The organism is Thiomonas sp. UBA7699 (assembly GCF_002482605.1).
Taxonomy (GTDB): domain Bacteria; phylum Pseudomonadota; class Gammaproteobacteria; order Burkholderiales; family Burkholderiaceae_C; genus Thiomonas; species Thiomonas arsenitoxydans.
On the sequence record NZ_DLGH01000015.1, the window covers coordinates 112,547 to 125,356 of the forward strand.

General features: G+C 62.6%; 13 protein-coding genes. 3 read left to right on the plus strand and 10 right to left on the minus strand.

All coding sequences use genetic code 11. The features are described 5' to 3' along the window. Positions 1 to 12: 12 nt before the first annotated feature. From B3H47_RS06015 to B3H47_RS06030, 4 genes are all read right to left on the minus strand, one after another. On the minus strand, positions 13 to 438 hold the full coding sequence (locus B3H47_RS06015) for a universal stress protein (protein ID WP_286986452.1): 426 nt from the start codon (positions 436 to 438) through the stop codon (positions 13 to 15). A gap of 134 nt (positions 439 to 572) precedes the next feature. Then, complete coding sequence (locus tag B3H47_RS06020) at positions 573 to 1,700, minus strand: porin (protein WP_286986455.1); 1,128 nt, start codon at positions 1,698 to 1,700, stop codon at positions 573 to 575. 287 nt (positions 1,701 to 1,987) lie between these two features. Further along, positions 1,988 to 3,232 carry a porin gene (locus tag B3H47_RS06025; protein ID WP_286986456.1) on the minus strand — a complete coding sequence of 415 codons (1,245 nt, stop codon included), beginning with the start codon at positions 3,230 to 3,232 and terminating at the stop codon, positions 1,988 to 1,990. 212 nt (positions 3,233 to 3,444) lie between these two features. Continuing rightward, positions 3,445 to 3,897, minus strand: a complete 453-nt coding sequence (locus tag B3H47_RS06030) for an OsmC family protein (protein WP_276705843.1) — start codon at positions 3,895 to 3,897, stop codon at positions 3,445 to 3,447. A 74-nt stretch (positions 3,898 to 3,971) separates the two neighbouring features. Here B3H47_RS06030 and B3H47_RS06035 point away from each other — a divergent pair, with 74 nt between their 5' ends. Next, positions 3,972 to 4,202, plus strand: a complete 231-nt coding sequence (locus B3H47_RS06035) for a DUF1640 domain-containing protein (protein ID WP_276705842.1) — start codon at positions 3,972 to 3,974, stop codon at positions 4,200 to 4,202. 300 nt (positions 4,203 to 4,502) lie between these two features. Here the strand turns inward: B3H47_RS06035 and B3H47_RS06040 are convergent, their stop codons facing one another. Next, entirely contained in the window at positions 4,503 to 4,970 is a 468-nt protein-coding gene (locus B3H47_RS06040; RefSeq protein ID WP_286986483.1) for a YqaA family protein, read from the minus strand. A gap of 73 nt (positions 4,971 to 5,043) precedes the next feature. Here B3H47_RS06040 and ilvA point away from each other — a divergent pair, with 73 nt between their 5' ends. Further along, the gene (gene ilvA, locus B3H47_RS06045; RefSeq protein WP_286986459.1) at positions 5,044 to 6,594 is read left to right on the plus strand and encodes a threonine ammonia-lyase, biosynthetic; all 1,551 of its coding nucleotides are present in this window, start codon (positions 5,044 to 5,046) and stop codon (positions 6,592 to 6,594) included. A gap of 54 nt (positions 6,595 to 6,648) precedes the next feature. Here the strand turns inward: ilvA and B3H47_RS06050 are convergent, their stop codons facing one another. The 5 genes from B3H47_RS06050 to B3H47_RS06070 form a co-directional block, all read right to left on the minus strand. Then, positions 6,649 to 8,676, minus strand: a complete 2,028-nt coding sequence (locus tag B3H47_RS06050; protein ID WP_286986461.1) for an esterase-like activity of phytase family protein — start codon at positions 8,674 to 8,676, stop codon at positions 6,649 to 6,651. An 81-nt stretch (positions 8,677 to 8,757) separates the two neighbouring features. Then, positions 8,758 to 9,384 (minus strand): DUF4136 domain-containing protein, encoded by a 627-nt coding sequence (locus B3H47_RS06055; protein WP_286986463.1) that lies wholly within the window; start codon positions 9,382 to 9,384, stop codon positions 8,758 to 8,760. Positions 9,385 to 9,402: 18 nt separating this feature from the next. Then, positions 9,403 to 10,335 (minus strand): tRNA 2-thiocytidine(32) synthetase TtcA, encoded by a 933-nt coding sequence (gene ttcA / locus B3H47_RS06060; RefSeq protein ID WP_286986465.1) that lies wholly within the window; start codon positions 10,333 to 10,335, stop codon positions 9,403 to 9,405. Continuing rightward, positions 10,332 to 10,733: a dihydroneopterin aldolase gene (locus B3H47_RS06065; RefSeq protein ID WP_013107245.1), complete on the minus strand. Its 402-nt coding sequence runs from the start codon at positions 10,731 to 10,733 to the stop codon at positions 10,332 to 10,334. Before B3H47_RS06065 ends, ttcA begins: the two co-directional genes overlap by 4 nt. A gap of 16 nt (positions 10,734 to 10,749) precedes the next feature. After that, positions 10,750 to 11,553 (minus strand): SDR family oxidoreductase, encoded by an 804-nt coding sequence (locus B3H47_RS06070; protein ID WP_286986466.1) that lies wholly within the window; start codon positions 11,551 to 11,553, stop codon positions 10,750 to 10,752. An 18-nt stretch (positions 11,554 to 11,571) separates the two neighbouring features. Here B3H47_RS06070 and B3H47_RS06075 point away from each other — a divergent pair, with 18 nt between their 5' ends. Further along, entirely contained in the window at positions 11,572 to 12,804 is a 1,233-nt protein-coding gene (locus tag B3H47_RS06075) for a class I SAM-dependent methyltransferase (RefSeq protein ID WP_286986467.1), read from the plus strand. Positions 12,805 to 12,810 lie beyond the last annotated feature (6 nt).

The window sequence follows — 12,810 nt, forward strand, 5'->3', positions numbered from 1 at the left end:
CGTCGCGGCGGCTCACCGCACCAGCAGCACCGGCACCGTGGTGGACGCCACCACCTTGCTGGCCACCGATCCCATGACAAAGCCCTTGAGCGCCGAGTGGCCGTGCGTGCCCATGATGAGCAGGTCGGGCTGCAGACGCGCCACCTCGGCGGCGATCTGCTCGGCCGGGTCGCCCACCACAAAACGAGACTCGAACGCCAGCCCGGCCTGTTTCAGCACGCCTTCAGCGGGCGCCAGCGCCTGCGCGCTGACGTCGCGGTAATACGCGTCCAGCGTGGCCTTGCTCAGTTGCGCGCGCGCCAGCGGCGTGCCGATGGGCAACGCCACCGTGAGCAGGGTGATGCGCGGCGGCTCCTTGTATTGCCGCACCTGCTGCACCAGAACCTGCGCGGCCCGCGCGGTGTAAGTCGATCCGTCAACCGGTAGAACAATGTGCATTGAACAACCCTCCCTGTGCGGGCATTATGCCTGCCGCATTACGATCGCTCTCCGGTCTTTTAGCGATTTATACAGTCGAAAAAAAGCCGCCCGAAGGCGGCTTTCAAAGCAGTTGCTAGAGCAGCTTGCGCTGATCAGAACTTGTGACGGATGCCCAGAGCGAAGCCGCTGGACGATTGACCAGCAACACCCAGGTTCGCAGTGGAGGAATCGCCTACAGCCAGTGCCGTATTGGTGTCGTTGCTGATGTGCGAGTATGAGGTGTACAGGTTGGTACGCTTGGATAGGGAGTAGGTGTAACCGATAGCGTATTGCTTGGCCGTATTGTTTCCAGTGTCAGGGTTGGAAATCGTGTCCTTGACTTGCCCATAAGAAGCCAGCACCGCACCTGCGCCCACCGGGACGGAAGCGCCTAGCATCCATACAGTCCGCTTGCCGCTGGAAGCATCAACCTTCAGATCCTGATATAGACCTGTAACCTTGGCGATACCGAAATCATAGCCGCCAGTTACTTGCCAATGCTTGTCTGCGTTGCCGCTAGACGAATTCGCAGTCAAGCCATTGATATTGGTGATGCGCAAATAATCGAGCGTCGCGAACATCGGGCCGTTTTTGTACGCGCCGTTGAGTTCCCAGGCCCGGGTGGTGCTGCCACCTTGTGCCAGATTAACCGTTGCCGAGGTAGGAGCGAAAGAGTACACCGCAGTGCCAGTAAAGCCCATGAGATCAGGCGACACGTAGGCGACTGTTTGGTTCGCGCGTTGCACACTGGCGAATCGCACATTAGAGATGTTGTCGATGTTGCCCGTCAAACCAGCGCCAAACGGGTCAGCTGCGATTTCATCGTTCCACAAAGGAGTGTTCATACGGCCTGCAACAACCGTACCGAAACCGCCGGTCAGGCCGACAATCGACGTGCGCTGCATGAAGCCGCCGCCGCTGCAGTAGCCATTCGAATTGCCGCCAGTGCCGTTGGTGTTTTGATTGGTGCCTGCTGCGCAGAAACCGGTTTCAGCTTGGAAAATCGCCTTCAGACCGCCGCCCAGGTCTTCCGACCCCTTCAAGCCGATCCGAGAGGAGGACTGGCCGCCGGAATCCAGGCCCGTTGAAGACACGGTGCCCGTGCCCGACGAAGGCCGCAACCCGGTGAAATGGGTGACGCCCAGGTCGATGAGGCCATAGAGCTGAACATTGCTGCCTTCTGCAAAGGCGCTGCTGGTAAAAGCGCCAACCACAGCCAGCGCGATGAGTGATTTTTTCATGATGGTTGCATCTCCAGGTTGTAAAGGGCCGACCGTGATGGCCGGTAAAGAGACGGGCGGCAGAGTTTTGCTCTGCTGTGCCCAGCTCGTCGCAGACCTAAAGCATTCCGCTTCCGAGACATTGACAATTTAGCAGTGCATCAGCGGCGATGCATATGGCAAGAGCAATTACCTCAAGGTTTTGTTGCCCCACAACAACAAAAACAGCCCGCGAGCGGGCTGTTGAGTGCAGTCTGGCCGTCACGCCAGATTAGGTGATGCCCGCCAGAGCTGGCGGGCTGTCAGTCTCAGAACGAATGCAGAATGCCCACAGCGAAGCCGTTGGAGCCTTGGCCAGTGACACCCGCGCTGAAGTTGGTCGCGTCGTTGACGGCCAGTGCGGTGCCGGTGCGATTTGCGCCAGCAGAATCGTTGCTCATATGCGCATAGGAGGTGTAGAGCATGGTGCGCTTGGAGAGGTTGTAGCTGTAACCAATGGCGTATTGTTTCGCCTTGGAGGTGCTGAGTGATGTGCCCGTAGGTGCCAGCGACGTGCCGTATTGGCTGTACGACACCATCACCGCACCGGCGCCAACCGGCACGGTGGCGCCAAGCAACCAGGACGAATCGTTACCCGAGTAGTAGTCGGCGGTGCCGCGCTCATAAATGCCCGAGAGCTTGACCACGTTCAGGTCGTAAGAGCCGAACAACTGCCAGACCTTGTAAGCGCCATCGGCCACTGTGCTGCTAGGCGCAACGGTGACGTTGGTGACTTTGCTGTAGTTAGCGCCCACGGTCGCCGCCCCGAAGGCATAGTTGCCGTTCAAAGACCACAGCCTGGTGGTGTTGCCGCCCTGGACTAAAGGAGCCGTTGCTGAGCCGTCGTTGAACGAGTAATCCGCCTGCACAGTCAGGCCAGACAGATTGGGAGAGATGTAGGTGATGGTTTGATTGCTGCGCAGTAGATAGTTGACTGCTGCACCTGAGGCATTTCCACCTTCGCCGCTCGGGCTAAGGCCATTAATGCCTAGGCTCAAGTTCGAGTACGCACCGGTAAAGCCCGCCTGGAACGGATCGTAGTTGACCTCGTTGTTGAACATGCTGGTGAAGTAGCGGCCCATCTGCACGGTACCGAAGTTGCCTTGCAAACCCAAAAGCGTGGTACGGCCCATGAAGCCGCTACCCGTACAGTAAGCAGAGCCGCCTGTGCCAGTCTGGTTGGTGCCCGCCGCACAAAAGCCGGTTTCCGCTTGGAAAATAGCCTTCAGGCCGCCGCCCAGGTCTTCTGTGCCCTTGAGACCGATGCGCGAGCCAGCGACCACGCCAGAGCTCAAGCCGGTATAAGACGCCGTACCACTTTTGCCTGAGGTGTCAGGTTGGCCGTTCACGGTCGGCGCCAGACCAGAGTAATGCGTCACACCCATATCGATAATGCCGTACAGCTGCACGCTGTCAGCCGCGAATGCCGAGCCCGAGAAGGCACCGACCACGGCCAGGGCGATAAGGGATTTTTTTGCGAAACCTTGGGTTTTAGTGAAACTTTGCGTTTTCATTCTGTGCTCCGTTAGGTTTGAAGTGTTCCGCTTCTCGACACACTCTCCAGGGCGATGTCTGAGCGGGCGGGGGAATGAACATGCAAACATTGATGTCATAGCATGCGTGTTAGAGATTTGATTGCGCTTGATGATTGTCCTCAAGCTTTTTTGCGGCTCTGGCCCAAAGTGTCATCAAAACGCAACATTGCGGATAGGCGCTGATGCGGCGGTCATTCCTGAACCAACTCGACGCTGAACGTCATCGTCGCCGTCTTTTCCAGCATGGCGCTGGCCGAGCAGTATTTGGTATGCGAGAGCTCGACAGCCCGGCGAACCATGTCTTCGCGCAGATTCACCCCTGTCACGACAAAGTGCAGATGAATGCGGGTGAACACCTTGGGGTCGGTCGCGGCGCGCTCGGCCTCGAGCCGCACGGTGCAGCCGCGCACATCCTGCCGCCCCTTCTTGAGGATGTAAACCACGTCGTAAGCGGTGCAGCCGCCGGTGCCGGCAAGCACGACTTCCATCGGCCGCGGCGCGAGGTTGTGGCCGCCGGGCTCGCCCGGCGCGCTGGCCGGGGCGCCGTCCATACGTAGCGTGTGGCCGGTTTCGGTGTGGGCGGTGAAGGCCATGCCGTCGTTGCCTTGCGCGTCTTTTCCTTCCCATTGCACGGTGCATTGCATCGCTGTTTCTCCTGTTTCCTATTGAGGGGTTTTGCGATTGTCGGCGGTTCTGCAGGGGGCCTACAGTTGTTTGCATGGCTACCGTGACCTTCGATACGCACAAATTCATTCGTAAATTGTGCGAATCGGGCATTCCCGACGCTCAGGCCGAAGCGGTGGCTGATGCTTTTCGCGAAGCGCAAGGTGAGGCGGATCTGGCCACCAAACCGGATTTACGCGAGCTCGAACTGCGACTGACGATCAAAATCGGCGGCATGCTGGTGATCGCAGTCGGCGTGCTGGCTGCAGTGCTGAAATTGCCTTAAATCCGAATTTCGTTGACTCGCGTCAATTTCGATGTGGGTGACAAAGACGGGCAAAGGCAGATTCCCGCCATAATCCAGAAAAATTTAATTATTTTTCAATGACTTAAGCGTAGAATAAGTGAATGCTTATTTAACAATACCATGATGCACGGATGGGCTATGCAAGATACATAAGCATCCTCTAATATTGCATCATGCGTCGAGTTTGACGCACCCCTTGTCTCCTCCACCTCCTCCTTTGGTGGATTCTTACCCGGGCCAATGTTCACCATCCGCCCGGGTATTTTTTTGCCCGGTTTTTCATAGCGCCCAAGCCAGACCTGCGACGGCGATGTAGCGCAGGCTGCGGCCGAGCAGCATCCACACGGCGCAGGCCCAGGCGTTGATGCGCAGCCAGCCGGCCACGACCACGAGGGCATCCCCGATGCCAGGCACCCAGGCGAGCACGGTGATGGGCGCGCCCCAGTGGCGCACTTGCGGCGCCCAGCGCCAAGCGTCGGGGGTCTGCCAATGGCGCACCCAGCGGCCGAGCGCGTAGGTGGTCATGCCGCCGAGGGTGTTGGAGGCTGTGGCGACGAGCACGGCCAGCAGAGTGTGTTGCGGCTGGGCGGCAATCACCACCAGCAGCACGGCTTCGGAACTGAAGGGGATGAGGGTGGCCGCCGCAAAGCTGAGCGCCGCCAACACGTAAAGCCCTCCTGGCCCGGAGGCGGACTGCAGCAATTCATGCCACAAACCGAGGGCGGCGCCGGCCCACTCGGGCGGCATCAGCACGGCGATGCCTGCAAGGTGCGATCAGCGGGGTTCATAGAATCGGCTCTTTTGCTCTGGGAAGATCCAAATGGCCGCGAAGCATACCGACTATCTGCAGCGTATTTTGAACGCACGGGTGTATGACGTGGCGATTGAATCGGCGCTGGAGCCTGCGCGCAATCTGTCGCGCCGCCTGCACAACAAGGTGCTGTTCAAGCGCGAAGACACGCAGCCGGTGTTCAGCTTCAAGCTGCGCGGGGCATACAACAAGATGTCGCGGTTGACTGAGGCCGAACGCAAGCGCGGGGTGATTTGCGCGTCGGCGGGCAATCACGCGCAGGGCGTGGCGCTGTCGGCGCACCGGCTGGGTTGCCGCGCGGTGATCGTGATGCCCGCCACCACGCCGAAGGTGAAAATCGACGCGGTGCGCGCCTTTGGCGGCGCCAGCGTGGACGTGGTGCTGCAGGGCGACAGCTATAGCGACGCTTACGCCCACGCCCTCACGCTGCAAGACAAACAAGGGCTGACTTTCGTCCACCCCTTCGACGACCCGGACGTGATTGCGGGCCAGGGCACCATCGGCATGGAAATTCTGCGCCAGCACCAGGCGCCGATTCATGCGGTGTTTTGCGCCATCGGCGGCGGCGGGCTGATCTCGGGGGTGGCCGCTTACATCAAGGCGGTGCGGCCGGAGATCAAGGTGATCGGGGTACAGACGGTCGATTCCGACGCCATGCTGCGCAGCGTGCAGGCGGGTCGCCGGGTCACGCTGTCTGAAGTGGGGCTGTTTTGCGACGGCACGGCGGTGAAGCAGGTGGGGCGCGAAACCTTCCGCCTGGTACGCGATCTGGTGGACGACTTCGTCGTGGTCGATACCGACGCGGTGAGCGCCGCGATCAAGGACGTGTTCGAAGACACTCGCAGCGTGCTGGAGCCCTCTGGCGCGATGTCGGTCGCGGCCGTCAAGGCCTATTGCGCGCAGCATCAGCTCAAGGGCGAAACCCTCGTGGCCGTGACCTGCGGGGCGAACATGAACTTCGACCGCCTGCGCTTCGTCGTCGAGCGCGCCGAGGTGGGCGAGGCGCGCGAGGCGCTGTTTGCCGTGACCATTCCCGAAAAACCGGGCAGCTTCCGCCGCCTGTGCCGGCTGGTGGGCGCGCGCAATGTGACCGAATTCACCTATCGCATCAAGCGGCCGGAAGAGGCGCATGTGTTCGTCGGCCTGACGGTCAACGGCCGCGAGGATGCGCAGAAAATGGCGCAGACCTTCGAGCGCGCAGGCTACGGTGTGCTCGACCTGACCGACAACGAACTGGCCAAAGTGCATGTGCGCCACCTCGTCGGCGGCCCCGCGCCGCGCAGCGCCCAGGGGCAGAGCATGGCGGAAAACGAGCGCCTGCTGCGCTTCGACTTTCCCGAACGACCCGGCGCACTACTGCGCTTTCTCGACGCGCTCAGCCCGGACTGGAACATCAGCCTGTTCCACTACCGCAACCAGGGCGGCGACAGCGGCCACGTGCTGGTGGGCATTCAGGTGCCGCCCGCAGATAAAAAGGCGTTCAGCCAGTTTTTGCAGCAACTCGGCTATCACTACACCGAGGAAACCGACAACCCGGTGACGCGACTGTTTTTGAATTGAAAAATTCCCGCCTGAGCAAAACGCTCAGACGGGAATTTCATGGTTTAGCCGCGCTCAAGAAGCGTAGTCGAGCACCGGCTTGGGCAGTTTGATAAGGAACAGGCGCGAAGGCGTCTCCCACGGTTTGCCGCGGATGATGCGATAGGTATAAGCGCCCGGAGCGGTGCACTTGCCCGTACCCGCCAGGATCTGGCCGCTGGCGTCCATTTCGCAATCGTCACCTTTGAGGATTTCGCCATTCGGGCCGACGATTTCCGCCGCAAGGCCGAAGTCGTTGTCGTTGGCCACAGCAATCGTCTGCGCGTCCACCAGGGCCATGCCCTCGGTCTTGCCGGATACCCAGCCAAAGCCGCTGCCTTCGACCATATCGAACAGCAGGGTCTTTTTCACCGGGATGATGCCGCCGTCGGTCAGCGCCTTGAGCGAGGTCTGATACTCGGGCTCCAGGCCGTTGATGGTCTTGCCGGTGAGGTCGGTCGCGCCGCTGAGATCGATGAGAAAGATCATGTTGTGATCTTTGCCATCGGCTTGCGTGCCGCGCTCGATGATGAGGTAACGGTTGTCGTCGAGCGCCACGAGGTCGCCGATCTTGGCATCCTTGTTTTTGCTGTAGGGCACCGCCCCGCTGGCATCGGTGAGGGGATACGCAAACATGCGGGTGCCGCCGCCCGGCTGAATTTGCACCAGGCGGGTGAACACCGCTTTGGTGGTTTTCTGCGTTTTGCCGTTGCTGTCTTTGGCGTCATCCATCTTGAGAATGCTCTGCACGCCGACCAACAGATTGCCGTTGGGTGCAAGGGCAATGGCTTCGATGCCACGGTTGGGCTGGCGATACTTGACGATGTCGGGCAGGCCGCTGCCGGGCGCCAGCTTGGTCTCGATCCGGCCGCTGGCGGCGTTCACCTTGAACACGAAGGGGCCGTACTCGTCGGTCATCCACAGCGACTTGCCATCGGGCGTGGCCACCACGGCTTCGGGGTCGATGCCGTGCACGTCAAATGCGATGCCGCCCTGCGCGTTTTTGAGAATCTGCAGGGTGTCGCTGACCGGCGTTTCACCCGTCGATCCGACCGTGCCCGGAGGAATGGGACGGCCGCTCATCGCAGAGCCGTCGAGGTCCTTGAGCGGGGTAGTGCTTTCCAGCGTGGCGCGACGGTTGCCCTTGCCGGTGCCCACAGTCACCACGCCAAACTCGGGATTGAATGCGGGCGCGGGAAACGACTTGGTCGCGGTGGTGCTGCCGTCGGCGTTTCGCAGGTCTGGCGAATCTCCGTTAGCGCCGCGATCCGTTATCACCCAGAACTGCAGATTGCCCTGCTTGTCCACGCCCTTGAGAGCCAAACCCGAGCCCAGGCTGATGGGGAAGCCTTTGGGGAACTCGGCCTTGATGTAGTTCTGATTGCCGGGATAGGGCAGGTTGAACCGGCTCTGGCTGCCGATGGCGTACTTGCTCACGCTGAGCTGCGCGCCCTGCGCCGCGCCCGCGCCCTGGTAGGTGAAGGTGCTGGTGACGGTCCGGCCAATCAGCGAGAGCGAGTCTTCGAGGTGCGCCTTGGCGTAACGCGGATCGGTGAGGCTGAGCTTGAGATCGGCGAGTTGCTGCTGGAACAGGGCGGTCAGTTGGGTGCGGTCGGACAGATCGCACTTGATGTTGGCAAAACGTTGGCGCACCACATCGCGAATGACGATGCCGTTGTTCGGGTCGCCGTCGTCATCGAGCGCCTGCAGCAGTTGCGCGGTGTTCTGGGTGCGGGGGGCGTCTTCGCCCTGTCCATCGAGGTCGGCCAGCGCCACCACATCGGCGCCCTTGGCGCGACCCAGCAAGACGCCGCCGAGCTTGAAGGTGACGGTCTCGCCGGATTTGTAGAGGAACTGCCCCGCCGCGTTGGTCTGGCGCGGGGTGGCATCGCTATAGGTGGTGTAGTCCACCCCGGCCACGGCGGAGTCGAGAAAGACCCCGGTTTGCACTGCGGCCTGCTGGTCAGGCGGGTTGGACGCGGTGGTGGTACCCCCGCCACCGCAGGCTGACAAAGAGAGTGCCGCGGCAACCGCCAGGGCTAAAGCAGATTTGGGAAATTGCATGGCTCGACTCGCTCAAAAGAGAAAGTCGAGACCATAAGTTGCAAATGTGACATTTTGTTTAATGCGCGATCCGTTCCGCCCTCAGCGCGGGAACAGCACCTTGTGCTCGCCGTACTCCGAAGGAAATCCACGCAGCACGGCCTGCGCCAGCGGCAGGGCCACCGAGGCCAGACCGCGTTCGTAACCGCCGGTGCTGGCGTGCGACTGCCAGATCAGCGCGCCGGTGGCGGTGTCGCGGATTTCGAGCGAGAGACTGCGCTCGTAATAGTTGGGCGGCGGCATCCAGCCGAACATCCCGCCTCCCCAGCCGCCCCAGCCTCCGGGAAAATACACCGCGCCGTTGGGCAGCAACACGGGCGGGGGCCAGACCGAGGGGCCGTAGGTGGCTTCGAGATCGAGACGCACGGTGTAGACGTAGCGCGCGGTATAGGGCGCCGGTGTGCCCAGCAAGGGCACCATGCCGGCCTGGGTCATGGCGTCGAGCACGGCGGTCTGCAGGGTGTAGGCATCGGCGCTGTCGGCATTTCCGGGCGCGGCCTGCACCTGCACCTTGGCGCCCACCAGCGCTTGCGGCGCGGGGTTGGGGGTGACGACGGTGGCGCGCAAATCTGTCAGGCTCGCACAGCCGCCGAGCAGCAGCGCGGGCACCAGCAACAGGCCGATGCGGGCGGAATGCCAAAGGCGGGTTAGGCTGTTAGGTGAACGCATGGCCTGTTCTCCTCTACTTCAAAACCATTGGACGGATTGTGCGCGCGGGAGTTCGCCTGCGCCGCTGCAAGGTTCCGCATCAAAGGCGATGTCGCCCATCGGGTCGGGCAGCCCGGTGGCGCGCAAGCTCGCGAAGTCGAACAAGCTACGGTCGGCAAGATGCGAAGGCACTACCTGCGTGAGCGCGTTGAACATGGTCTGCGTGCGGCCCGGCGTCTCGCGCTCCCATTGCCGCAGCATGGCCTTGACCTGTTTGCGCTGCGCATTCTCCTGGCTGCCACACAGAGTGCAGGGAATGAGCGGAAAGGCGCGCAACTCGGCCCAGCGCTCCAGGTCGGTTTCCTCCACATAGGCCAGCGGGCGGATGACCACGTGTTTGCCGTCGTCACTCACCAGCTTGGGCGGCATGCCCTTGAGCTTGCCGCCGAAGAACAGATTGAGGAAAAAGGTTTCGAGAATATCGTCCCGGTGGTGGCCGAGCGCGATCTTGGTCGCCCCCAGCTCGCCCGCCACGCGGTAGAGAATGCCGCGTCGCAGCCGCGAGCACAATCCGCAGGTGGTCTTGCCCTCGGGGGTGATGGACTTGACGATGGAATAGGTGTCCTGCTCCTCGATGTGAAAGGGCACACCGCGGCTCTTGAGATAGTCAGGCAGCACCTCTTGCGGGAAGCCGGGCTGCTTCTGGTCGAGGTTGACGGCCACCAGATCGAAGTCGATCGGCGCGCGTTCGCGCAGGCTCAGCAGAATGTCGAGCAGGGCGTAGCTGTCTTTGCCGCCGGACATGCAGACCATCACCTTGTCGCCCTGCTCGATCATGTTGAAGTCCACCACCGCCTGCCCGATCAGGCGGTGCAGGCGCTTGGAGAGCTTGTTGTTCTCGAACAAGGCCTTGTGGGCGGCCCGGTAGCTGGCCGCGCCGACGGGTGGCGAATTGGCTGCCGTATCACTCATGGCTGCAAATCCTTCACATGAAACACTTCCACGCCCACGCTCTCGCAATCAGGATAGACGTCGGGCTTTTCGGTCGACACCCGCACGGCCTTCACCCTCGGATGTTCGAGCATGATGCGCGCCACGTCGTCGCACAGGGTTTCCTGCAGATGGATGTGGCCGCGCGCGATACGCGCCGCGATCACGCTGCGCATAAAGTCGTAATCGACCACTTCGTCGAGCTTGTCCTGCTGCGGGGTGGACATGGCCAGTGGAATAAAGAGATCGACATTGATGAGCACACGCTGCTCGCCCCGCTTTTCGAACTCGTGCACACCGATATTGATGTTGACTTCGTAGTTCTGCAAAAACAGGCGGCGGCAAGCGCGCAGGGCGGGGTGCGACAGGGCACTGAACATGGTGAGATTCCTTGAATTAACGGGGCGCCTGATCGCGCGCGGCAAACAGCACGTCGCGCCCGGTGCCCGCGAGATGCTGGCCGCCATCGACCAGCAGGGTGGCGCCGGTCATGGCGCGGGCCTGCAGCGCGAAATGCACAGCCTGCGCCACGTCTTGCGGCGTGCTGCCGCGCTGCAAGGGCGTGCGGCTGTGCACGCGGGTGAATTCATCATCGGTCATCGGGCCGGAAGGCAGCATCAGGCCAGGCGCCACGCCCACCACCCGCAGCACGGGCGCCAGCGCCTGCGCCAGCGCCACGGTGGCCGCCTGCAGCGCCGCTTTCGACAGGGTGTAGGAGAGATAGTCCGGATCGGGATTGGCGAGCTTCTGATCGAGCAAGTTGACCACGCAGCCCTGCGCGCCGCGCGCGCTCAACTGCGCGTGCAGCGCCTGCGCCAGCAGCACCGGGGCGATGGTGTTGACTTGGTAGTGACGCTGCGCCGCTTCCACGCTGAAGTGCTGCGCGTCGTCGAACTCGAACAACGCCGCATTGTTCACTACCGCGTCCACCCGGCCCAAGGCTGCGACAGCCTGCGGCAACAGATCTCGCGCGGCGGCGGGGTCGAACAGGTCGGCGCCGACGGCTGCGGCTTGCGCCCCCAGCGCCCGCGCCTCGGTGCAAACCTCGTCGGCCGCCGGTTTTGAGCGGTGATAGTGCACCGCCACATCCCAGCCTTGTGCGGCCAGATGCAAGGCGATTTCCCGCCCCAGCCGGTGCGCGCCGCCGGTCACCAGCACCTTGGGTCGGGTAACGGGAAGGGTTGTGGCGTCGGGCGGCATGCTTTCTAGAATGTCTTGATGAACGAACAGTCGGCAAGTCTACCGGCGCCCGCCCCGATGGCGCTGGAGCGCAGCGCGCAACTCCTGGCGCAAATCAGGGCTGCTTTGCATGCGGGCGGCGGCTGGTTGCCGTTCGATGCCTATATGCAACAGGCGCTCTACGCACCCGGCCTGGGGTACTACACCGGGCAGGCCGGGCAGTTTGGCGACTTCGGCAGCGACAGCGACTTTGTCACCGCACCCGAGCTGTCCCCGCTGTTCGGCCGCACCCTGGCCGCTCAGGTGGCGCAAGTGCTGCAGCAGAGCGATCTGCACACCGTGGTGGAATTCGGCGCGGGCTCGGGCCGACTCGCCGCGCAGATACTGGGCGAACTCGATCATCTGGGCTGCGCGCCGCGGCACTACGCCATTGTCGAAGTCTCCGGCGCACTCAAGCACCGGCAGATGCAAACGCTGCGCAGCGCCGTGCCCCATCTGTTCGATCGCGTGCAGTGGTGGACGACCTTGCCCGAGACGTTCGAGGCCGTGGTCATCGGCAACGAAGTGCTCGATGCCATGCCCGTGAAACTACTGCACAGACACGAAAGCGGCTGGATGGAACGCGGCGTGGCGCAAGAGGGCGACGATCTGGTCTTTGCCGACCGCGCCACCGCCCTGCTGCCCCCCACCCCCGAAGCGCACGCCCTACCCATCGGCACCGTGACCGAAATCCACCCGCAGGCCCTGGCCTTCGTGCGCACCCTGGCCGACCGGCTTGCGCGCGGCGCGGCGCTGTTCATCGACTACGGCTTTCCGCAGCGCGAGTACTACCACCCGCAGCGCCACATGGGCACGCTACAGGCGCACTACCGCCACCGCGTGCTCGACGATGTGCTGCTGTGGCCGGGGCTGGCCGACATCACCTCGCACATCGACTTCACCGCCATCGCCCTGGCCGCACAAGACGCCGGGCTCGATGTGCTGGGCTACACCAGCCAAGCCAGTTTTTTGATGAACTGCGGCCTGCTCGATCTCGTCGCCGCCGAACTGGCCGCCGGGCCGCCGCCGGTCGCTCCGAGGAGCGCCGCCGCCCTATGCGCGGCCACAACCGCGCCCGGCGGCTCGCACTACCTGCGGCAGACCACCGCCGTCAACAAACTGCTGGGCGAGAGCGAAATGGGCGAACTGTTCAAAGTCATCGCCCTGGGCCGCGGGGTGGACGCGCACGCCCTGCGCGGCTTCGCGCGCGGCGATCGCACCCATACGCTGTAGAGCCGA